Source organism: Simplicispira sp. 125 (genome assembly GCF_003096555.1).
Lineage (GTDB): Bacteria > Pseudomonadota > Gammaproteobacteria > Burkholderiales > Burkholderiaceae_C > Simplicispira.
Map to the genome: position 1 here is coordinate 207,137 of NZ_QEKM01000001.1, position 20,783 is coordinate 227,919.

The following is a 20,783-nucleotide window of genomic DNA, read 5'->3' on the forward strand; positions in this document are numbered from 1 at the left end:
TGGTCGCACGCTTCGGGTGGGCCCTGGGTTGTGCATGAGGCCCACCCATTTGTTACACCGGAAATTCCATGACCACTTTTGAACGCAGCGGCGGCCGCGCCGTCGACCAGTTGCGCCCTGTGCGCATGACCCGCCACTACACCATGCACGCCGAAGGTTCGGTGTTGATTGAGTTTGGCAACACCCGGGTGCTGTGCACGGCCACCGTGGAAGAAAAAGTGCCACCGCACAAGCGCGGCAGTGGCGAGGGTTGGGTGACTGCTGAATACGGCATGCTGCCGCGCGCTACGCATTCGCGCAGCGACCGCGAGGCCGCGCGCGGCAAGCAAAGCGGCCGCACGCAGGAAATCCAGCGGCTCATCGGACGCTCGCTGCGTGCGGTGTTTGACCTGAAGCTTCTGGGCGAGCGCTCCATCGTGCTCGACTGCGACGTGATCCAGGCCGACGGCGGCACGCGCACCGCCGCCATCACGGGCGCCTGGGTGGCAGCGCAGGATGCAGTCAACCGGTTGCTCGCCAGCGGCAAGCTGACGACCTCGCCCATCCGCGAGCCGGTGGCCGCTATCTCGGTGGGCATCGTGCAGGGCCAGCCCGTGCTCGACCTTGAGTATGTGGAAGATGTTCAATGTGACACCGACATGAACGTCGTCATGACCGGCGCCGGGCATTTCGTGGAAGTGCAGGGCACGGCCGAGGGCGTGGCTTTCACGCGGCGCGAGATGGACCAGCTTTTGGCACTGGCCGAAAAAGGCATTGGCGAGCTGATGCAGATGCAGCAGATAGCACTACAAAAAGAATAGCTTGCTCCGCTTGATGGATAATCGTTAGAGGGTGATTCGACTATGAAAATCGTATTGGCATCCAACAACCGTGGCAAGCTGGCCGAGCTGCAAGCCATGTTTGCGCCGCTGGGGGTGGAGCTGGTGCGCCAGGCCGACCTGGGCGTGGGCGAGGCCGAGGAGCCGCACCGCACCTTTGTCGAGAACGCGCTGGCCAAGGCGCGGTTTGCCAGCAGCCACACCGGCCTTCCTGCGCTGGCCGATGACGCCGGCCTGTGTGTCGATGCTTTTGGCGGCCTGCCGGGTGTGGACACCGCTTACTACGCCACCCAGTTCGGGTACGAGAAAGGCGATGACAACAACGTGCGCGCCTTGCTGGAGCAGATGCAGGGCCAGGACAACCGCCGCGCTGCCCTGGTCAGCACCCTGGTCGCCGTGCGCAGCCCGCAAGACCCCGAGCCACTGATCGCCGTGGGCCGCGTGGTGGGCGAGATCACGCGCGCGCCGCGCGGTGCGCATGGTTTTGGCTTTGATCCCGTCATGTTCATCCCGGAATTCGGGCAAACTTTTGCCGAGTTGCCCCCCGAGGTCAAAAACGCACACAGCCACCGCGGGCGCGCAGCCCAGCAAATGCGGGCGTTGATGCGCGAGCGCTGGCTTGTGGATGAATCAAAAAAGTGAGCTGCCAGCGCTCGTAAATAAACAGTTTCAACTATTTTTAATATTGAAATCGTTGATGAACAAGCGCAAGCAGCTATGCTTTTGATATCACCATGAACATCCCCATCGTCCCCGCAGCACCGCCCGGCGTCCTCGTGCGCGACATCCAGCACTACATGCGCCCCGGCCTGCTGCAGCTCACCAGCCTGCCGCCGCTGTCGCTCTACGTACACCTGCCCTGGTGCCTGAAGAAGTGCCCGTACTGTGACTTCAACTCGCATGCGTGGGCGGGCGAGGTAGCGCTGCCCGAGCAGCGCTACCTCGATGCCCTGTGCGCCGACCTGGAAGCCGCGCTTCCTCTGGTCTGGGGCCGCCAGGTGCAAAGCATTTTCATCGGCGGCGGTACGCCCAGCCTGTTTGCGCCCGCATCCATTGACCGGCTGCTCGGCGACATCCGCGCCCGCCTGCCGCTGGCGGCGGGCTGCGAGGTAACGCTGGAAGCCAACCCCGGCACCTTCGAGAAAGACCGCTTCCGCGCCTTCCGCTCGGCGGGCGTCACGCGCCTGTCCATCGGCGTGCAAAGCTTCAACGACCAGCACCTGCAGGCCCTGGGCCGTGTGCACGACCGTGCCCAGGCCCTGGCAGCGGTAGAGGAAGCCGCCCAGGCGTTCGACACCTTCAACCTCGACCTGATGTACGCGCTGCCCGGCCAGGATCTGGCCGGGCTGGAGCAAGACCTGCGCACCGCGCTGGCGCTGGCACCGCCGCACCTGTCCGTCTACCACCTGACGATCGAGCCCAACACTTTCTTTGCCAAATACCCGCCTGTGGTGCCGCCCGACGATGACGCCTACGCCATGCTCGACCGCATCACCGAGCTGACCGGGCAGGTGGGGCTGCAGCGCTACGAAATTTCGGCCTATGCCCGCGCCGGCCACGAGTGCGTGCACAACACCAATTACTGGGAATTTGGCGACTACCTGGGTATTGGTGCCGGCGCGCATAGCAAGATCAGCTTTGCGCACCGCGTGGTGCGCCAGGCCCGCTTGCGCGAGCCGCGCCTGTACATGGACAGCGCCCTGGCGGGCAACGCCCTGGCGCTGGACGACGATGTGCGCCGCGCCGACCTGCCGTTTGAATACATGCTCAACGCCCTGCGCCTGCGCCGTGGGTTTGCGCTGCAGGACTTTACCGAGCGCACCGGTTTGCCCGTGACGGTGCTGGCCAAGGCGCTGGACGAGGCCGAGCGCAAAGGCCTGATCGTGCGCGACATGGCCCGTGTGCAGCCGACGGAGCGGGGATTCGACTTCCTGAGCGATTTGCAGGAGCTGTTTCTGGCCGATTGAGGGCTACAGCGGCCCCGCAGTGGGCGCCAGATCAGCCGCAGCGCACTGCGACGATGCGGCCTGCGGCATCGACTTCCAGGTTCAGGCGCTCGGCGTCAAATTCTTTGGTCACCATTTGCCCCGGCCGGATGATGCGTGCCATCAGCGCACCGGCGGAGACGCGCGCCGCCTCCACCACCTTGGCCGTGCTGTTTTTGCCGACGGCCGATTGCGCTGGCTGGGCGTTGCAGGTGCCCCCCAGCGGTGCACCGCTGGGGCCGGTGGCCGGGCCTTGGCTGGCACAGCCTGCCAGCAGCACAACCAGGGCGGGCACAAGGCCCTTCAAAACAGCGTGTTTCAGCATCAGTGGGTTCCTGTCAAAAAATGCAAGGCTAACGCAAGCGCGGCGCAGGGGGCGTGCTCTTGCTGTAAGCGATTGTCCGGGTATCCTCAAAGAGACCATGAAACCATCGACATGCTGCTGACCGAATTGCAAGCCCAGCAAATCACCCTGGTCCGGGTGCTGGAACAAACCCGGGACAACGGGGGGCTGTGGACCGCGGGCGATGCCCATGAGGCGACCCGTGCCGCACGGGAGCTGGTGGGGCGTGGTGCGCCCTTTCATGTCTTCGTGGCCCGCAGGGCGCAGTGGGCACTGGAGGAAATCCAGCGCCGCAGCCCTGATCAGGTGGTTCGGCTGCGAGTGCCCAGACTGCCTTTTTGGGCGGGATGGGTACTGGCCGTGTGCGCCTTGCTGGCCGGTTTTGCCACCGACTACCTGGCGGCGCAGCCCCATATCGACGTGGTGGAATGGCCTTTGGTGCTGTTGATTGGCTGGAATTGGCTGGTGTTTACCTGGCTCTGCCTGGCCTGGCTGTGGCGCCGGATTAGCCCGGGCCACGGGTCGCACGGGTTGCCAGCCGCTGCCTTGGGGCGTTGGTGGGTTTGGGAGATGCTGGGCTTGCGCAGTGGGAAAAGCCGCCCCTGGGCTGCGGACTTCCGCCAGGCCTGGGCCACGCTGGCGGCGCCTTTGCAGGCGGTGCGCTTCAGGCTCGCAGCCCACCTTGCCGCGCTGCTGTTTGCACTGGGCGCAGTGGGCAGTTTTTGGGCCCGGGGCATCAGCGAAGAGTACCGTGCAGGCTGGAAAACCACCTACGCCTTTGTGAACGGCGAACTGTTGCACGCCATCGTCAGCGTGGTGCTGGCGCCAGGCGCCTGGCTGCTGAACCTGCCGATTCCGGATGCGCAGCACATTGACCGCTTGCGCATGCCGGGCAGTGCGGGCGAAGTCGCCGAGCCCTGGATCTGGCTGTATGGTGCCTCCGTGCTGGTGTGGGTTGCGGCGCCCCGGCTGTGCCTGGTGCTGCTCAACGCGCTGGCCCGCTGGCGTTTGCGGCGTGCTTTCCCCTTGCCGATGCGCGGGGCTTATTTCATTACCCTGGGCGCTCTCTGGAGGGGCCAGAGCATCGGTGTCGTGGTGGTGCCGTTCCGCTATGCCCTGTCGCCCGACGTGCGCCGCAGGCTGGCCACGATGCTCGAGCGCATCTACGGCCTGGCCGTGGACACTGCCATCGAGCCACCGGTTTTGATGGGCAACGATGCCACCGACTGGAAGAAAGCGATTCACCCCGAAGGCCATGTGGCGGTACTGGCCCTTTTCCCGCTGGCGGCCACGGCAGAAGCCGATGCCCAGGGCGTGCTGCTCCAGCGTTTGCAGCGCAGCGCAGGGAGCGATACACCTGTGGTGCCGGTGGTCGACATGGGGGGCTTTCCGCTCCAGGACATCGACCGCCTGCGCCAGCGCTGCAACCAATGGCGCCGCGTGCTGGACAAGGTGGGCTGCAAGCCCCTGTTCGTCGATTTGCAGCAAACTCGCGAAGAAGACCTGCAGGCCCTGCACCAACGGCTGAACCATGACCACTGACACTGCGCCCCCGCCATCGCCCTGTATCGACATTTTTGTGGTCTCCCATACCAATGTGGGCAAGACCAGCCTGGTGCGTACCCTGCTGGGGCAGGATGTGGGCGAAGTGGAAGACGCCCCCGATGTGACCCAGGCGCTGGCCGCCTACGACCTGGTCGTTGCGCCAGACGGCGGTGCCTTGCGCTTATGGGACACCCCGGGGTTTGGCGACAGCTTTCGGCTGGCGGGCCGCTTGCGCCGCAAGCAGCGCTGGCTGGCCTGGCTGGTGCGTGAAGTCTGGGACCGGCGCTTTCACCCTGCCCTGTGGCGGGGGCAGCGCTTGGCCCTGGAGTTGCGTGCGCGGGCCAGCGTGGTGTTGTACCCGGTGAACCTGCTGGAGAGCCCCGTGGACGCGGTGTATGTGCTGCCTGAACTGGAGATCCTGGCCTGGGTGGGCAAGCCCGTGCTGGTATTGCTCAACCAGGGGGGTGACCAAGGCGCCGGGGACCGCCGCGCCGCCGAATGGCGCCACTACCTGGGCGGCTTCCCCGTGGTCCAGCGCGTGCTGTGCCTGGATGGCTACACGCGTTGCTGGCTGCAGGAGCTGGTGCTGTTCAATGAAATCGGCCAGGTGCTGCCGGAGAGCGACCGCCCCGCCTACCACCAGCTGGCGTTGCTGCTGGGGCAGGGCTACCGCAGGCGTTTCGATGCCTCGGTCGAGGCGCTGGCCGAGTACCTGCTGCGCCTGTCCAATGACACGGTAGAAATGGACGCGCGCTGGTTTGATGGCATCAAGGATGCCTGGAAGAGCGTGCGTGCCCGCATCCCCGGAGGCCGCAATATGGAGCAGACGCCCTTTGAGTCGGGTATGCAAAGCCTGGCGCAGCGCTATGCCGAGCAAACCAAGAGCGTCACAGACAAACTGATTGCCTTGCACCGGCTGGACGGCGTTTCGGCGGCTGAAATCATGGAAATGGCCAACGGCAAACTGGCGATCCTCAAACCGGTCGATGCCTCCTCGTCGGCCCTGGCCGGAGGGGTGGTTTCCGGCATCCTGACCGGGCTTGCCGCCGACCTTCTGACCGGAGGGCTGTCGCTGGGAACAGGTGCGCTGGTGGGCGGCATCATGGGCGCGTTGGGCGGTGCCGCCCTCGCCAGGGGCTACAACGTCTATACCCACAAAGACAAAAAAATCGTGCGCTGGAGCGCCGATTCGCTCACCGAAGCCCTGGGCAAAGCCACCATGCTGTATTTGTCCATCGCCCATTTCGGGCGGGGGCAGGGCCAGTGGCGCCGCAAGAAAGATCCGCTGGAATGGGCGGCGGCCGTCCAGGCGGTGCTTTTGAATGAACAGGCGCAGATTGCGCATCTGTGGTCGCAAGCGAGTGCTCTGCCGCCCGCGCCGCAGGTGCACGCTCAATGCGCCGCCCTCGTGCAAACGGTTTTGCGCAATGTGCTGTTGCACCTGTACCCGGATGCCGGGGTGATCTTGCCCCGGGTTGATCACATTGTGCCGCCCGTGCCCTTGCCTGATGTGCGGCAAAAGGCAGGCAGCGACCCGGCTGCCGGGATGGAGCCGCAGTAGTTCTTGTGCCCATGGTGCACAGGTTCATGGTGGCGTTGGCACCTGCGCGACAGTTACCAAGCAGTAGCTTGGGTGAAACTGCGCCAGATGACCGACCACCCGACTCCGGCTGCATCGACCGCCACGGCGGTGATAGACAGCGACCACCCTGCAATCGTCGCCTTTGCCCGCCAGCATGCACAAGGCAATGACACCCGAGAGCGCGCTGTGGCGTTGTACCTTGCGGTGCGTGACGGGTTTCGCTACGACCCCTATCGCATTGATCTGTCTCCCCTGGGCATGCGGGCCAGTACGGTGCTGGCCAGTGGGTATGGATGGTGTGTTCCCAAGGCCGTCTTGTTGGCGGGCGCTTGCCGTGCGGCCGGCATACCGGCACGGCTGGGCTTTGCCGATGTGCGCAACCATCTGAGCACCGAGCGCATGCGAGAGACCATGAAAACCGACCTGTTCATCTGGCACGGTTACACCGACATCTGGATCGAGGGCGGCTGGGTGAAGGCGACACCGGCGTTCAATATAGGTTTGTGTGAGCGTTTCGGTTTGCTGCCCCTCGAATTTGATGGGCGCAGCGATTCGATCTACCACCCCTTTGACCGTGCAGGCAACCGCCACATGGAATATGTGCGCCAGCGCGGCACTTTTGACGACCTGCCGCTGGAGCAAATTGTTGCGGATTTCCAAGACGTCTATGGGTCCTGGATGACGGACCCGGCAGCGTTGCAGTCCGCCAGTTTTCAACAAGACGTGGAGAAGGAAACGCGATGATGGAGCCGCCCCTGATTCCCCCGGGATTTCACCCGTTCGAGGCCGGTGGGTCGTTCATGCAGGGCAATGGCCCTTTGTACCTGCTGCACCAGGGCGATGTGGTCAAGTTTGGCTTTCGGGTCGAGCAGCGGCACAGCAACCCCATGGGCAACCTGCATGGCGGCATGATGGCCACCTTTTGCGACATGCTGTTGCCGCTGTCGGTGCACCGCAAAAACAGCGAGGTGGGCATGCGCTTTCTGCCCACCATCAGCCTGCAGATCGACTACCTGGCCCCCTCGCCGCTGGGTTGCTGGGTCGAAGGCGAGGCCGAACTGCTGCGTGCCACGCGATCGCTGGTGTTTGCCCAGGGCCTGGTGCGTGCCGATGGTGTGCCCTGCGCACGTGCCAGCGGTGTCTTCAAGATCGGACCAGCCATTCCGGGCGAAGTGGCGGGCTGATTTCGCTCAGTCGTCGATCGAAGCGCTCCAGCGGCTGCCCCAGCCGCGGGCCCGGTCGATGTCGCGGCGGTCGCGTTTGGTGGGGCGGCCTTCGTGCAAGGCTGCTGCAGGCTCGGGCGCCAGGCGACGCAGCTCCTGTGCTTTTTCGCGCAGGGCGATGCTTTCGGCGGTTTCCTCGTACAACTGCTGTGCCACGGGCGCGGGCCCGCGCATGCTGCTCAGGGCGCGTACGACCACCGTGCGCTGCACAGGGCCTTGGCGCAGCACCACGGTGTCGCCGGGGCGCACTTCGCGCGAAGCCTTTGCGGCCAGGCCGTTGACGGTGACGCGGCCTTTGGCGATTTCATCGGCCGCCAGGCTGCGCGTCTTGTAAAAACGTGCGCACCACAGCCATTTGTCGATGCGCAGGGATTCCAGGGTGCTCATGCCCGTCATTGTGCAGCCAGCAGGCCCGCACGCTACCATCCACGCCATGCCAGATTCTTCCGACCAGATACCCGCACTGCCGCTGGATGCGCAAGGCATCCTGGAGCTGGCGGCGCGTTCCATGTTCCAGTTGTTCTCCACGGTCAGCCAGGGCATGTTTCTGGTGGACCTGCGGGGACGCATCGTGTGGGTGAATGAGGGCTACCAGCGCTTTCTGCCCGATCTGGGGCTGAATTCCGTCGACCAGTTTGTGGGTCGCACCGTCGAGGAGGTGATCCCGAACACGCAGATGCGCCGCGTGCTGGAGACGGGCCAGGCCGTGCTGATCGACCTGCTGACCAACCGGGCAGGCACTTTTGTGGTCAGCCGCATTCCGCTGCGCGACGACGCAGGCAAGGTGATCGGCGCCATCGGCATCGTGCTGTTTGACCACCCGGAGACCACGCTGCAGCCGCTCATCAGCAAGTTCGCCCTGTTGCAGCGCGACCTGGACGATGCGCGCCGCGAGCTGGCCGCGCAGCGCAGCCAATCCCAGCGGGGCGCGGGTGCGGGCGACCGGCGCACCAAATACACCTTTGCCAGTTTTGTGGGCTCCAGCCCGGCCGCCACCGAAGTCAAGCGCCAGGCGCGCCGGGCCGCACAGTCGGCCAGCCCGGTGCTGCTGCTGGGTGAAACGGGCACCGGCAAAGAACTGCTGGCCCACGCCATCCACGCGGCATCGCAGCGTGCCAGTGGGCCCTTTGTGGGCGTGAACATCGCGGCCGTGCCCGACACGCTGCTGGAAGCGGAGTTTTTTGGTGTGGCCCCGGGCGCCTATACCGGCGCCGACCGCAAGGGGCGTGACGGAAAATTCAAGCTGGCCGATGGCGGGACGCTGTTTCTTGACGAGATCGGTGACATGCCGCCCAGCCTGCAGGCCAAGCTGCTGCGCGCGCTGCAGGAGGGCGAAATCGAACCCCTGGGCTCGAACACGCTGGTGCCCTTTGACGTGCGCGTGGTGGCCGCGACCTCGCGCGATCTGGGCGCCCTGGTGCGCGAGGGGCGCTTTCGTGAAGACCTGTTCTACCGCCTGCATGTGCTGCCGGTGCGCGTGCCGCCGCTGCGCGAGCGACCGGGCGATATCCCCGCGTTGGTCGAAGTGCTGGGCGAAGACCTGGCCCTGCGCAATGGAACGGCTCCGCCCGAGCTGCTTTCCGATGCGATGGCCCTGCTGGCCGCTCAGCCCTGGCGCGGCAACATCCGTGAACTGCGCAATGTGCTGGAACAGGCCGCCATGCGCAGCGACTCCCAGTCCATCGATGCTGAACAGCTGCGCATGATCCTGCGTGAGAGCGGCGTGGAACCGGCTGCGCCCGTGGCGGAAGTCCACCTGCCCGAGGCGGCTGCTGGCCAGGACAGCCTGCTGCGTCCTCTGGCAGTGCAGGTGGCCGAGCTGGAGCGCCGGGCCATTGCTGCCGCCATGGCCGCCAACGGCGGTAACAAGCTGGCGACGTCGCGTCTGTTGGGGATTTCGCGGGCCACTTTGTACGGAAGGCTGGAAAACCCTGATTAAAAATCAGGCAACTGTCTTGAATTCAGTCGAATAATTTGCCTGAATTTCAGGCAAATGGAGGGCTTGAGAAGGGGCAAGTGGCTTGCCCAGGGTGTGGAACATGCTGGCACGAATGCTGCAACATTCGGACACAACTTTACGAGACAACGCCATGCAACGACGCACCCTTGTAGCCCTGGCCGCACTGGCCACCCTCGCAGCCCCCGCCTTTGCACAAACGGGCGAAATCCGCATTGCCCACGTGCACAGCATGACGGGGCCGCTCGAAGCCTACGGCAAGCAGACCCAGACGGGCCTGATGATGGGCCTGGAGTACGCCACCGGCGGCACCATGATGGTGGGAGGCAAGAAGCTGGTGGTGATCGAGAAAGACGACCAGGGCAAGCCTGACCTGGGCAAGAGTCTGCTGGCCACGGCCTACTCGGACGACAAGGCCGACATCGCCGTGGGTCCCACGGCCTCGGGCGTGGCGCTGGCCATGCTGCCGGTGGCCGAGGAATACAAGAAGATTCTGCTGGTCGAGCCTGCTGTGGCCGATTCGATCACCGGTGACAAGTGGAACAAGTACATCTTCCGCACCGGCCGCAACAGCAGCCAGGACGCCATCAGCAACGCTGTGGCGATCGACAAAGAAGGCGTGACCATTGCCACGCTGGCGCAGGACAACGCCTTTGGGCGTGACGGCGTGAAAGCCTTCAAGGATGCGGTGAAAAAGGCCAAGTTTGCACACGAGGAATACCTGCCTGCCGCCACCACCGATTTCACGGCCGGTGCGCAGCGCCTGATCGACAAGCTCAAGGACCAACCGGGGCGCAAGATCATCTGGATCGTGTGGGCGGGTGCGGGTACCCCGTTCAAGATTGCCGACATGGATTTGAAACGCCACGGTATCGAGATTGCTACGGGCGGCAACATCCTGCCGGCCATGGTGGCCTACAACCAGTTCCCGGGGATGGAAGGCGCGACGTACTATTACTTTGGTTTCTCGCGCAACCAGGCCAACCTGTGGTTGGTCACACAGCACTATCTGAAGCACAAATCACCCCCCGATTTTTTCACGGCCGGAGGCTTCTCCTCAGCCATGGCTTTGGTGACTGCGCTCAAGGCCACGAATGGCGACACCAATACCAACAAGCTCATCAAGACCATGGAAGGCATGAGTTTCGACACGCCCAAGGGCATGATGACTTTCCGCAAGGAGGATCACCAAGCCCTGCAAAGCATGTACCACTTCCGTGTGGCCCCCGGTGCGCGGCCCGGCACCATGGCGGATCTGTATCTGGTGCGCGAGATCAAGGCCTATGAAATGAATCTACCGATCCGCAACCAGCGCTGATCGGTAGTTACCCTGAAAAAAAGATAGACAACTGTCTGAAAATCAAACATTCAGAGTGTCTAAAAATCAGACTATTGCATGGAGTTCGGGCTAAAAATCTTTGCAAATCAACTATTTGCAGATTGGCACGAACTGTGCAATATACAGGCATCACAACAGGAGACTTTCTCATGCAACGACGTACCCTTGTAGCTCTGGCCGCTTTGGCCGCCACCTTCGCCGCTCCCGCCTTTGCGCAGTCGGGCGAGATCCGCATTGCCCACGTGCACAGCATGACGGGGCCGCTTGAAGCCTATGGCAAGCAAACCCAGACGGGCTTGATGATGGGCCTGGAGTACGCCACCGGCGGCACCATGATGGTGGGAGGCAAGAAGCTGGTGGTGATCGAGAAAGACGACCAGGGCAAACCTGACCTGGGCAAGAGTCTGCTGGCCACGGCCTACTCGGACGACAAGGCCGACATCGCGGTCGGGCCCACGGCATCGGGCGTAGCCCTGGCCATGCTGCCGGTGGCTGAGGAATACAAAAAGATCCTGCTTGTCGAACCCGCCGTGGCCGATTCGATCACCGGCGACAAGTGGAACAAGTACATCTTCCGCACGGGCCGCAACAGCAGCCAGGACGCCATCAGCAATGCCGTGGCGATCGACAAAGAGGGCGTGACCATTGCCACGCTGGCGCAGGACAACGCCTTTGGGCGTGACGGCGTGAAAGCCTTCAAGGACTCGGTGAAGAAAGCCAAGCTCTCGCACGAGGAATACCTGCCCGCCGCCACGACGGACTTCACGGCCGGTGCGCAGCGGCTGATCGACAAGCTCAAGGACCAGCCGGGGCGCAAGATCATCTGGATCGTATGGGCGGGCGCGGGCAATCCGTTCAAGATTGCCGACATGGACTTGAAGCGCTACGGCATCGAGATCTCGACGGGCGGCAACATCCTGCCCGCCATGGCTTCCTACAAGAATTTCCCGGGCATGGAAGGCGCGACGTATTACTACTTCGGCATTCCCAAGAACCCGGTGAACGATGCCATGGTGGCAGCGCACTACAAAGAGTTCAAGACCCCGCCAGACTTCTTCACGGCGGGTGGTTTCTCGTCGGCCATGGCGCTGGTCACGGCGCTCAAGGCCACCAATGGCGACACGAACACCAATAAGCTCATCAAGACCATGGAAGGCATGAGCTTTGACACGCCCAAGGGCAAGATGACTTTCCGCAAGGAGGACCACCAGGCCATGCAGAGCATGTACCACTTCAAGATCAAGGTCGATCCGGCTTTCGCCTGGGGCGTGCCGGAGTTGGTGCGTGAAATCAAGCCTGAAGAGATGCAGGTGCCGATCCGCAACACGCGGTAAGCAGGGTTGGCGAGGCCCGGTGCCAGTGCGCGCCGGGGTTCATCCCGCAGGGGCGGCCGCCCCTCTTTTTCCAGTGAATTGACGTCTGACCCCCCGGAAACACGGGGGGCAGGACGGGTTTTGCCTCAAAAAATTCAGGAGACAGAGACATGGACTTCAAATTGATTCGGTCGGCCGCCGCAGTTGCAGCATGGGCCGTGGTGGGTGCAGCGCCTGCGTGGGCCGCAGTGGACCTTCCTGCACTCAAGATCGACAAAACCCAGACCACCGTGTCTGGTCTCTCATCGGGTGGCTTCATGGCGGTCCAGCTGCACGTGGCTTATTCGTCCGTGTTCGGCAAAGGCGCCGGCATTGTGGCCGGTGGCCCGTTTTATTGCGCCGAGGGCTCTGTCGTCAGCGCCACGGGGCGCTGCATGGTCAGTCCGGCCAGTATTCCTACCAGCACGCTGGTGAACACGACCAATACCTGGGCCAGCCAGGGGCATGTGGACCCGGTGTCCAACCTGCAAAATTCCAAGGTGTATCTGTTCTCGGGTTCGGTGGACAGCGTGGTCAAAACGGGCGTGATGGACGCCCTCAAGACCTACTACAGCAGCTTTGTGCCCGCCGCCAATGTGGTTTACAAGAAGGACCTGGCGGCCGAGCATTCCATGGTGACGGATGACTACGGTAGCGCTTGCTCGGCCAAGGGCGCGCCCTATATCAACAACTGCAATTTCGATCTGGCTGGGGCCATGTTGCAGCACCTGTATGGCCCACTCAATGCACGCAGCACGGCCACCTTGCCCGAGGGCAATTTTGTCGAATTCAAGCAAGGCCAGTTCATCACCAACCATGGCATGGCCAGCACCGGCTGGGCCTATATTCCACAGGCTTGCAAGGCGGGGGGCGACGCCACCTGCCGCCTGCACGTGGCGCTGCACGGCTGCAAGCAGAACGTGAGCGATGTGCAGCAGAAATACGTGCGCAACACGGGTTACAACCGCTGGGCAGACAGCAACAACATCGTGGTTCTGTACCCGCAGACCAGCACCGCAGCCACCAACAGCTGCTGGGACTGGTGGGGTTATGACAGCGCCAACTATTCCAAGAAGTCCGGCCCGCAGATGGCGGCCATCAAGGCCATGGTGGACCGCCTGACCAGTGGCGGTGGCACGACCACCGTGCCTGATCCCGATCCCGATCCCGTGGCCTTGCCCGCACCCACGGGTGTGAGCGCCTCGGGCGCCACCGCCAGCAGCATGGCCATCGGCTGGAACAGTGTGGCGGGTGCCGCGGGTTACAACGTCTATCGCAATGGCAACAAGGCCAACGCACTGACCGTGTATGGCACCAGCTACACCGACAGCGGCCTCGCAGCCTCCACCACCTATCACTGGACCGTGCGCGCCGCCGATGCCAATGGCGCAGAAGGCGCTGCCTCGAGCCCCGCTTCGGGCACCACGCTGGCTGCTGCCGGTGGTGACGCGCCCACCTGCACCACTGCCAGCAACTATGCCCACACGATGGCCGGCCGTGCCTATGCCCTGTATGGCTTCACCTATGCCAATGGCTCAGGGAACAGCATGGGCCTGTGGAACATCTTTTCGACAACGACATTGAAGAAGACAGGCCCGAACTACTACGTGATCGGCACCTGTCCCTGAACCGCCGGGACCCCCGCACGGCGCGGGTGGCAGGCACAAAAACGTAAATAGGTTCTAAGGATGAAGACTGTGAAAGCGAGCAAGAACCCATGAGTACCCTGGCCACCCGGGACTTGACGATCCGCTTCGGCGGCCACGTGGCGGTCAACGCCGTGACCTGCTCTTTTGAGCCGGGCACGCTGACCGCCATCGTGGGCCCCAACGGCGCGGGCAAGACCACTTATTTCAACCTGATTTCTGGCCAGCTCAAGGCCAGCAGCGGCAGCGTGACGCTGGGCGGGCGTGAGCTGACCGGCCAGTCCGTCTCGCAGCGCACGCACGCCGGGCTGGGCCGGGCGTTCCAGCTGACCAACCTGTTTCCCAACCTCAGTGTGCTGGAAAACGTGCGCCTGGCCGTGCAGGCCACGCGGGGCGGAAAACACCGCCGCGGCCTGAACCTGTGGAGTATCTGGAGCGACCACCGCCAGCTCACCGCGCGGGCCGAGGAAATCCTGCAGTCCGTGGCCATGTTCGAGCGCCGCGACACCCCCGTGGCCAGCCTGCCGCACGGCGACCAGCGCAAGCTCGAAGTGGCGCTGCTGATGGCGCTGGAGCCGCAGGTGTACATGTTTGACGAGCCCACCGCTGGCATGAGCCACGACGAGGCGCCCGTGATCCTGAACCTGATCCGCGAACTCAAAAAAGACAAGACCAAGATCATTTTGCTGGTGGAACACAAGATGGACGTGGTGCGCGAGCTGGCCGACCGCATCATCGTGCTGACCAATGGCACGCTGGTGGCCGACGGGCTGCCGGCCGACGTGATTGCATCGCCTGTGGTGCAAGAGGCCTATCTGGGCGTCTCCAAGGAGGCCGCATGAGCACCAACCTTCTCGAACTCAAGGGTGTGCATACCCACATTGGGGCGTACCACATCCTGCACGGCGTGGACCTGGCTATTCCCCGGGGCCAGCTCACCATGCTGCTCGGGCGCAACGGCGCGGGCAAGACGACCACGCTGCGCACCATCATGGGTTTGTGGCATGCCTCCAAAGGGTCTATTCACTTTGCCGGCAAAGACATCACGGCGATGAACACGCCGCAGATTGCCGGCCTGAACATTGCCTACGTGCCCGAGAACATGGGCATTTTTTCCGACCTTACGGTGAAAGAGAACATGCTGCTGGCTGCGCGCAACGCCAGCACGGCGGCGCAGATGGATGCATCGCGGCTGGAATGGATTTTCAAGCTCTTCCCGGCGGTCGAGAAGTTCTGGGACTACCCCGCCGGCAAGCTCTCGGGCGGCCAGAAACAGATGGTGGCGGTGAGCCGCGCCATCGTCGAGCCGCGCGACCTGCTCATCGTGGACGAGCCCAGCAAGGGCCTGGCGCCCGCCATCATCAACAACATGATCGACGCCTTCGACCAGCTCAAGAAGAGTGGCGTGACCATTTTGCTGGTCGAGCAGAACATCAACTTCGCCAAACGTCTGGGCGACACCGTGGCCGTGATGGACAACGGCGCCGTCGTGCATGCGGGCAGCATGGCCGCCCTGGCACAAGACGAGGCCCTGCAGAAATCGCTGTTGGGGTTGTCGCTATGAAATTTATAAAAAAACAGCCTCTAGCGCTTGCGCATCAAGCGCAAGCAGCTATTAAAAATAGAGCAAATTCCCTTTCTGGAAAGGCACGCCATGATCTCCCGTGACTTTGACTGGAAGCCGCTGGCACTGGTGCCGCTGCTGGCGCTCATCGTGCTGCCCTTGATCGGCTCGCCCTCGACCTGGCTCACGCTCACCGTGGCGGGGCTGGCCATGGGCATGATCATTTTCATCATCGCCTCGGGCCTCACGCTGGTGTTCGGCCTGATGGATGTGCTCAACTTCGGCCACGGCGTGTTCATTGCCCTGGGCGCCTTTGTGGCCACCAGCGTGCTGGGCGCCATGGGTGACTGGACGGGCTCGGACCAGCTGTGGCGCAACATGGTGGCCGTGCTGCCCGCCATGCTGGTGGCCATGGCGGTGGCCGGTGCCGTGGGCCTGGCGTTCGAGCGCTTCATCGTGCGGCCGGTGTACGGCCAGCACCTCAAGCAGATCCTGATCACCATGGGCGGCATGATCATTGGTGAAGAACTCATCAAGGTGGTCTGGGGCCCGGCGCAGATTCCGCTGCCATTGCCCGACGGCATGCGCGGTTCGCTGCTGATTGGCGACGCTGCCATCGAAAAATACCGCCTGGTGGCCGTGGTCGTGGGCCTGCTGGTGTTCGGCGTGCTGGCCTGGGTGCTGGCGCGCACCAAGGTGGGCCTGCTGATCCGTGCTGGTGTGCAGGACCGCGAAATGGTCGAGTCGCTGGGCTACCGCATCCGCCGCCTGTTTGTCGGCGTGTTCGTGGTGGGCTCGGCCCTGGCCGGCCTGGGCGGGGTGATGTGGGGCCTGTACCAGCAAAGCGTGATCCCGCAGATGGGCGCGCAGGTCAACGTGCTGATCTTCATCGTCATCATCATCGGCGGCCTGGGCTCGACCGGCGGCGCGCTCATCGGCGCCTTGCTGGTGGGCCTGATGGCCAACTACACGGGCTTTTTGGCACCCAAGGTGGCCCTGTTCTCCAACATTGCACTCATGGTGGCCATCTTGCTGTGGCGCCCGCAGGGTGTGTACCCGGTGGCTAATCGATGACCCCCCTGAAGTCGCTTCGCGCCTTCCCCCGTGGGGGCCGCCGCCCGTGCGGCGGGGCGGCCCTTGCACGGCGGTCGCTGGCAGCGGCTGCGCCGGTTGCAGGCGCAGTGATTCTCAAAAAACACGGTGAATAGCGGAAAGGTTTTGTATGTTCCAACGACTGCTTTCCAACGACTTCCCGCGCAGCAAGGTGCTGGCGGTGATTTTGGTGGCCATCTTTCTGGGCCTGGCGTTCGCGCCCTTTATGTTCCCGGGTGTCAAGGCGCTTTCGGTGGCGGCCAAGGTGCTGATCTTTGTGGTGCTGGTGGCCAGCTTTGACCTGCTGCTGGGTTACACCGGCATCGTCAGCTTTGCACACACCATGTTCTTCGGCATTGGTGCCTACGGCATCGCTGTAGCCTCCACGCGGCTGGGCGCCACCTGGACGGCGCTGGGCGTGGGCATTGGCGGCGCATTGTTGCTGTCGCTATTGCTCTCCTTGGCCGTGGGCTTGTTCTCGCTGCGGGTGCGCGCCATTTTCTTCGCCATGATTACCCTGGCGGTGGCGGCGGCGTTCCAGACGCTGGCCTCGCAGCTGTCCGAAATCACCGGCGGTGAGGACGGCCTGAGCTTCAAGTTGCCGGCGCTTCTGTCGCCCTCGTTCGAGTTTGCCGAAGAGCCGTTCCTGGGCGTCTCGCTCGACGGGCGCCTGCTGACCTATTACCTGTTGTTCGTGGTGGCGGTGGCGCTGGTGCTGGCGCTGCTGCGCATCGTCAACTCGCCGTTTGGCCGGGTGCTGCAGGCCATCCGCGAGAACGAGTTCCGCGCCGAAGCCATCGGCTACCGCGTGGTGGTGTACCGCACCACGTCGAGCGTGCTGTCGGCGCTGTTTGCCACGCTCGCGGGCTGCATGCTGGCCATCTGGCTGCGCTACAACGGGCCGGACACGTCGCTCAGTTTTGAAATCATGATGGACTGCCTGCTCATCGTGGTGATTGGGGGCATGGGCACGATCTACGGCTCGGCCATTGGTGCTGTGCTGTTTCTATTGGCACAAAGCTATCTGCAGGATTTGCTGCGCCTGGGCAGCGATGCGGCAGCGGGCAGCGTGCCCTGGCTGTCGGCGTTGCTCTCGCCCGACCGCTGGTTGCTGTGGCTCGGCGTGCTGTTCGTCCTCTCGGTCTATTACTTTCCCACCGGTGTGGTGGGTCGCCTGCGCGCGGCGGCGGCGCGCAAGGCGGGCTGAATTTCCCCCTGGTATCCCTGCACAACAAAGCATTCTCTGGAGACAAACGCATGAAACTCGGTATCCGTCCCTTCGTTCCTGCAGCCCTCGCGGCTGCGGTGCTGGCCGCCTGTGGTGGTAGCGATAACAACGCCAACGTCAACACCAAGCCGGCTTACCTGGGCGCCATCAAGGTGACCACGTATGACGGCAGCACAGACGACCTGCTCACCGCTGGTTTGGGCAAAACAGGCCTGGCCGCAGCCGCGGCCCCTGCTTATGCCGACCCGCTCAAGCCCACGGCGGCCGAGCTGCGTCGCACGGTTATCCACACCAGCTACCGCGGCATGCTCGACATGACGGCGGATGGGGGCTACGGCACGCTGTATGGCCCCAATGTGGACGCCAAGGGCGTCGTGACCGCTGGCGAGGGCAAGGTGCCCGGCACCGAATACATCGCCTTTGCCGACGACGGCAGTGGCCGCCAGAACGTTACGCTGATGGTGCAGGTACCCGCCAGTTTCGACGCGAAGAAACCCTGCGTGATCACGGCCACGGCCTCGGGCTCGCGCGGTGTCTATGGCGCGATTTCTACGGGGGAATGGGGCCTCAAGCGCGGCTGCGCCGTGGCCTATTCGGACAAGGGCACGGGCGCGGCGCCGCACGACCTGGAGAACGACACCGTGCCGTTGATCGACGGTACGCGCACCAGCGCTGCGGCGGCGGGCAAGAATGCGGCCTTCAACGCCGGTTTGAGCGCCGCGGAACTGGCCGCCTTCAACGCTGCCACGCCCCACCGCTTTGCCTTCAAGCACGCGCACTCGGGCCAGAACGCCGAGAAGGATTGGGGCAAGACCACGCTGCAGGCCGTGGAGTTTGCCTATTACGTGTTGAACGAACGCTTTGGTGCGCTGGACAACGGCCAGCGCCTGAAGTCTCTCACCCCGGCCAACACCATCGTCATAGCGTCCAGCATCTCCAACGGCGGCGGCGCTGCCATCGCCGCAGCCGAACAGGACACGCAGGGCCTCATCAGCGGCGTGGCCGTGTCCGAACCCGCCATCGAGATGCCGGCCAACCCCGGCGTGACGGTGCAGCGCGGCGGCGTGGCCCTGGCGGTAACGGGCAAGACCCTGGTTGATTTCACCACCTACGCCAATCTTTACCAGTCGTGTGCTGCGCTGGCGCCTTCCATCAGCAGCTCGCCCTATGCGGCGGCCTTTGGTGCGGGCTTTGCGGGCGCTGCACTGCCGATCGCGCCCAACCGCTGCGCGGCCCTGGTGACCGCAGGTCTGCTCTCGGGCGGTACTGTGGCGGCGCAGGCCGAAGAGTCCTTGCAAAAGCTGCGCAGCTACGGCTGGGAGCCGGAGTCGAACGACTTGCACGCCTCGCTGGCGGCCTTTGAAGTGGCCCCTGCTGTGGCGGTGACTTTTGCCAATTCGCTCTCGCGCGCCAGCGTGAAGGACCACCTGTGCGGCTTCAGCTACGCTGCCATCACGTCCACCGGCGCGGTCGGGCCGCTGGCCCCTGCGGCTCTGGCGGGCATGTTCGCCACAGGCAATGGTGTGCCGCCCAGCAGCGGCGTGCAACTCATCAACAATGCAGGCAAATTTGGCGCAGCACGTGACTTCCTGTCGTTCAATGCCGCAGGCGTGGCCGACTGGAACACCGCAGGCGCGCTGTGCCTGCGCAATCTGGTCACGGGCACCGACACGGCCGCCAAAAAGCTGCAGGCGGGCGTCGATGAGACCCGCCGCAACGGCAACCTGCGCGGCAAGCCGACGCTCATCGTGCACGGCCGGGCCGACGCGCTGCTGCCCGTCAGCCACACCTCGCGCCCCTATGCCGCACTGAACAAGAAGGTCGAAGGCGCGTCCAGCAAGCTCAGCTACCTGGAAGTCACCAACGCCCAGCACTTTGACAGCTTCATTGGCCTGCCTGCCGTGCTGCCCGGCTACGACACCCGCTACGTGCCACTGCATGTCTACCTGAACCGTGCCCTGGACGCCATGTACGACCACCTTGCCAGCGGCAAGGCGCTGCCCGCCAGCCAGGTGGTGCGCACCGTGCCACGCGGTGGCCTGCCAGGCAAAGCACCGGCCATCACCGCTGCCAACGTGCCGCCGCTGGCAATGGTGCCTGCAGCGGGTGATGCCATTGCCGTCACGGCGGGGGCTATTGCCATCCCGGATTGACGGGGGCCACCCGAAGGGCGCGGCCCATGGGCCGCGCCAATGCCTTCCCATGCTTCACCAGACCACGCACCATGTCTCCCACCTCTTGCTACGCTACCTGTGCCGGTTATGAAATCCACTACACCGAGTGGGGTGCGCCCGATGCCCCCGTGGTGATTGCCTGGCACGGCCTGGCGCGCACCGGGCGCGACATGGACGACCTGGCCGCGCACCTGGCGCCGCGCTACCGCGTGATCTGCCCCGACACCATCGGGCGCGGGCTGAGCCAGTGGAGCCGCCAACCGGCGCAGGACTATCAGCTTTCGTTCTATGCGCGCGTTGCGGCGTCGCTGTTTGAGCAACTGGCCATCGACAAGGCCCACTGGATCGGTACCTCCATGGGGGGCGCGATTGGCACGGTGTGCGCGTCCGGCCTGTTCGAGCCTGCACTGCGGGGGCGCATTGCCAGCCTGCTGCTCAACGACAACGCCCCGCAGCTGGCCGATGCCGCGCTGCAGCGCATCAAGGCCTATGCGGGGCAGCCTCCGGTGTTTGACACCGTGGCGGAGCTGGAAGCCTTTTTTCGGCAGGTGTACCGGCCCTATGGCTGGCTGAGCGACGCCCAGTGGCGCCGCCTGACAGAGACCTCCACCCGCCGCTTGCCCGATGGGCGCGTCACGCCGCACTACGACCCGGCCATGGTGCAGCAGTTCACGCAGCATGCAAACGATTACCTGATCTGGGACCACTACGACCAGCTGGACATTCCGGTGCTGTGCCTGCGCGGCGTCGATTCCGACCTGGTGTTGCCCGAAACCACGGTCGAAATGATGCAGCGTGGCCCGGCGCTGCGCGGCCTGGCGCAGGTGGTTGAGGTGGCCGGTTGCGGCCATGCCCCGGCGCTGAATGTGCCGGAGCACTACGCGCTGGTGGATCGCTTTCTGGACCAGGCAGAGCGCAGCGCCTGACGGCCAGAC

General features: G+C 64.1%; 19 protein-coding genes. 17 read left to right on the forward strand and 2 right to left on the reverse strand.

Features of this window, described 5'->3' with window-relative positions:
- Positions 1–68 precede the first annotated feature (68 nt).
- From rph to hemW, 3 genes are all read left to right on the forward strand, one after another.
- Positions 69–800: a ribonuclease PH gene (gene rph / locus C8D04_RS00975; protein ID WP_116003194.1), complete on the forward strand. Its 732-nt coding sequence runs from the start codon at positions 69–71 to the stop codon at positions 798–800.
- A gap of 42 nt (positions 801–842) precedes the next feature.
- Positions 843–1,460: an RdgB/HAM1 family non-canonical purine NTP pyrophosphatase gene (rdgB, locus tag C8D04_RS00980; RefSeq protein WP_116003195.1), complete on the forward strand. Its 618-nt coding sequence runs from the start codon at positions 843–845 to the stop codon at positions 1,458–1,460.
- Between the two features lie 92 nt (positions 1,461–1,552).
- A complete protein-coding gene (hemW, locus tag C8D04_RS00985; protein ID WP_116003196.1) occupies positions 1,553–2,785 on the forward strand; it encodes a radical SAM family heme chaperone HemW in 1,233 nt (410 codons plus the stop codon).
- Positions 2,786–2,816: 31 nt separating this feature from the next.
- Here the strand turns inward: hemW and C8D04_RS00990 are convergent, their stop codons facing one another.
- The gene (locus C8D04_RS00990) at positions 2,817–3,128 is read right to left on the reverse strand and encodes an I78 family peptidase inhibitor (RefSeq protein ID WP_116003197.1); all 312 of its coding nucleotides are present in this window, start codon (positions 3,126–3,128) and stop codon (positions 2,817–2,819) included.
- Between the two features lie 111 nt (positions 3,129–3,239).
- On the opposite strand from C8D04_RS00990, the gene C8D04_RS00995 reads away from it, so the two are divergent.
- The 4 genes from C8D04_RS00995 (at position 3,240) to C8D04_RS01010 (ending at position 7,457) form a co-directional block, all read left to right on the forward strand.
- On the forward strand, positions 3,240–4,688 hold the full coding sequence (locus C8D04_RS00995; RefSeq protein WP_116003198.1) for a DUF2868 domain-containing protein: 1,449 nt from the start codon (positions 3,240–3,242) through the stop codon (positions 4,686–4,688).
- Positions 4,678–6,252, forward strand: a complete 1,575-nt coding sequence (locus C8D04_RS01000) for a DUF3482 domain-containing protein (RefSeq protein WP_116003199.1) — start codon at positions 4,678–4,680, stop codon at positions 6,250–6,252. Before C8D04_RS00995 ends, C8D04_RS01000 begins: the two co-directional genes overlap by 11 nt.
- An 87-nt stretch (positions 6,253–6,339) precedes the next feature.
- Positions 6,340–7,017, forward strand: coding sequence for a transglutaminase family protein (locus C8D04_RS01005; protein WP_116005935.1), 678 nt, complete (start codon positions 6,340–6,342; stop codon positions 7,015–7,017).
- Entirely contained in the window at positions 7,014–7,457 is a 444-nt protein-coding gene (locus C8D04_RS01010; RefSeq protein WP_116003200.1) for a PaaI family thioesterase, read from the forward strand. The genes C8D04_RS01005 and C8D04_RS01010 overlap by 4 nt, the downstream gene beginning before the upstream one ends.
- A 6-nt stretch (positions 7,458–7,463) precedes the next feature.
- On the opposite strand, the gene C8D04_RS01015 is transcribed toward C8D04_RS01010, so the two are convergent.
- Positions 7,464–7,883: an RNA-binding S4 domain-containing protein gene (locus C8D04_RS01015; RefSeq protein WP_116003201.1), complete on the reverse strand. Its 420-nt coding sequence runs from the start codon at positions 7,881–7,883 to the stop codon at positions 7,464–7,466.
- A 46-nt stretch (positions 7,884–7,929) separates the two neighbouring features.
- Here C8D04_RS01015 and C8D04_RS01020 point away from each other — a divergent pair, with 46 nt between their 5' ends.
- From C8D04_RS01020 to C8D04_RS01065, 10 genes are all read left to right on the forward strand, one after another.
- A complete protein-coding gene (locus C8D04_RS01020) occupies positions 7,930–9,435 on the forward strand; it encodes a sigma 54-interacting transcriptional regulator (RefSeq protein WP_116005936.1) in 1,506 nt (501 codons plus the stop codon).
- A gap of 151 nt (positions 9,436–9,586) precedes the next feature.
- Positions 9,587–10,771: a substrate-binding domain-containing protein gene (locus C8D04_RS01025; RefSeq protein ID WP_116003202.1), complete on the forward strand. Its 1,185-nt coding sequence runs from the start codon at positions 9,587–9,589 to the stop codon at positions 10,769–10,771.
- Positions 10,772–10,941: 170 nt separating this feature from the next.
- On the forward strand, positions 10,942–12,126 hold the full coding sequence (locus tag C8D04_RS01030; protein ID WP_116003203.1) for a substrate-binding domain-containing protein: 1,185 nt from the start codon (positions 10,942–10,944) through the stop codon (positions 12,124–12,126).
- A gap of 149 nt (positions 12,127–12,275) precedes the next feature.
- Positions 12,276–13,772 (forward strand): PHB depolymerase family esterase, encoded by a 1,497-nt coding sequence (locus C8D04_RS01035; RefSeq protein ID WP_116003204.1) that lies wholly within the window; start codon positions 12,276–12,278, stop codon positions 13,770–13,772.
- Between the two features lie 89 nt (positions 13,773–13,861).
- Positions 13,862–14,632 carry an ABC transporter ATP-binding protein gene (locus C8D04_RS01040; RefSeq protein ID WP_116003205.1) on the forward strand — a complete coding sequence of 257 codons (771 nt, stop codon included), beginning with the start codon at positions 13,862–13,864 and terminating at the stop codon, positions 14,630–14,632.
- Positions 14,629–15,354, forward strand: a complete 726-nt coding sequence (locus C8D04_RS01045; protein ID WP_116003206.1) for an ABC transporter ATP-binding protein — start codon at positions 14,629–14,631, stop codon at positions 15,352–15,354. The genes C8D04_RS01040 and C8D04_RS01045 overlap by 4 nt, the downstream gene beginning before the upstream one ends.
- Before the next feature lie 90 nt (positions 15,355–15,444).
- On the forward strand, positions 15,445–16,428 hold the full coding sequence (locus tag C8D04_RS01050; protein WP_116003207.1) for a branched-chain amino acid ABC transporter permease: 984 nt from the start codon (positions 15,445–15,447) through the stop codon (positions 16,426–16,428).
- 148 nt (positions 16,429–16,576) lie between these two features.
- Positions 16,577–17,653, forward strand: coding sequence for a branched-chain amino acid ABC transporter permease (locus C8D04_RS01055; protein ID WP_116003208.1), 1,077 nt, complete (start codon positions 16,577–16,579; stop codon positions 17,651–17,653).
- Between the two features lie 50 nt (positions 17,654–17,703).
- Complete coding sequence (locus tag C8D04_RS01060; protein ID WP_116003209.1) at positions 17,704–19,827, forward strand: D-(-)-3-hydroxybutyrate oligomer hydrolase; 2,124 nt, start codon at positions 17,704–17,706, stop codon at positions 19,825–19,827.
- Between the two features lie 71 nt (positions 19,828–19,898).
- A complete protein-coding gene (locus C8D04_RS01065; protein ID WP_116005937.1) occupies positions 19,899–20,774 on the forward strand; it encodes an alpha/beta hydrolase in 876 nt (291 codons plus the stop codon).
- Positions 20,775–20,783 lie beyond the last annotated feature (9 nt).

What these genes read in the sequence shown, in the direction of transcription:
- C8D04_RS01050 (WP_116003207.1), top strand. Translation starts at nt 15,445, where the DNA reads ATGATCTCCCGTGACTTTGACTGGAAGCCGCTGGCACTGGTGCCGCTG.
- C8D04_RS01060 (WP_116003209.1), top strand. Translation starts at nt 17,704, where the DNA reads ATGAAACTCGGTATCCGTCCCTTCGTTCCTGCAGCCCTCGCGGCTGCG.
- C8D04_RS01000 (WP_116003199.1), top strand. Translation starts at nt 4,678, where the DNA reads ATGACCACTGACACTGCGCCCCCGCCATCGCCCTGTATCGACATTTTT.
- C8D04_RS01040 (WP_116003205.1), top strand. Translation starts at nt 13,862, where the DNA reads ATGAGTACCCTGGCCACCCGGGACTTGACGATCCGCTTCGGCGGCCAC.
- C8D04_RS01030 (WP_116003203.1), top strand. Translation starts at nt 10,942, where the DNA reads ATGCAACGACGTACCCTTGTAGCTCTGGCCGCTTTGGCCGCCACCTTC.
- C8D04_RS01020 (WP_116005936.1), top strand. Translation starts at nt 7,930, where the DNA reads ATGCCAGATTCTTCCGACCAGATACCCGCACTGCCGCTGGATGCGCAA.
- C8D04_RS01045 (WP_116003206.1), top strand. Translation starts at nt 14,629, where the DNA reads ATGAGCACCAACCTTCTCGAACTCAAGGGTGTGCATACCCACATTGGG.
- C8D04_RS01065 (WP_116005937.1), top strand. Translation starts at nt 19,899, where the DNA reads ATGTCTCCCACCTCTTGCTACGCTACCTGTGCCGGTTATGAAATCCAC.
- C8D04_RS00995 (WP_116003198.1), top strand. Translation starts at nt 3,240, where the DNA reads ATGCTGCTGACCGAATTGCAAGCCCAGCAAATCACCCTGGTCCGGGTG.
- C8D04_RS01015 (WP_116003201.1), bottom strand. Translation starts at nt 7,883, where the DNA reads ATGAGCACCCTGGAATCCCTGCGCATCGACAAATGGCTGTGGTGCGCA.
- rph (WP_116003194.1), top strand. Translation starts at nt 69, where the DNA reads ATGACCACTTTTGAACGCAGCGGCGGCCGCGCCGTCGACCAGTTGCGC.
- C8D04_RS01035 (WP_116003204.1), top strand. Translation starts at nt 12,276, where the DNA reads ATGGACTTCAAATTGATTCGGTCGGCCGCCGCAGTTGCAGCATGGGCC.
- C8D04_RS01055 (WP_116003208.1), top strand. Translation starts at nt 16,577, where the DNA reads ATGTTCCAACGACTGCTTTCCAACGACTTCCCGCGCAGCAAGGTGCTG.
- C8D04_RS01005 (WP_116005935.1), top strand. Translation starts at nt 6,340, where the DNA reads ATGACCGACCACCCGACTCCGGCTGCATCGACCGCCACGGCGGTGATA.
- C8D04_RS00990 (WP_116003197.1), bottom strand. Translation starts at nt 3,128, where the DNA reads ATGCTGAAACACGCTGTTTTGAAGGGCCTTGTGCCCGCCCTGGTTGTG.
- C8D04_RS01010 (WP_116003200.1), top strand. Translation starts at nt 7,014, where the DNA reads ATGATGGAGCCGCCCCTGATTCCCCCGGGATTTCACCCGTTCGAGGCC.
- C8D04_RS01025 (WP_116003202.1), top strand. Translation starts at nt 9,587, where the DNA reads ATGCAACGACGCACCCTTGTAGCCCTGGCCGCACTGGCCACCCTCGCA.
- hemW (WP_116003196.1), top strand. Translation starts at nt 1,553, where the DNA reads ATGAACATCCCCATCGTCCCCGCAGCACCGCCCGGCGTCCTCGTGCGC.
- rdgB (WP_116003195.1), top strand. Translation starts at nt 843, where the DNA reads ATGAAAATCGTATTGGCATCCAACAACCGTGGCAAGCTGGCCGAGCTG.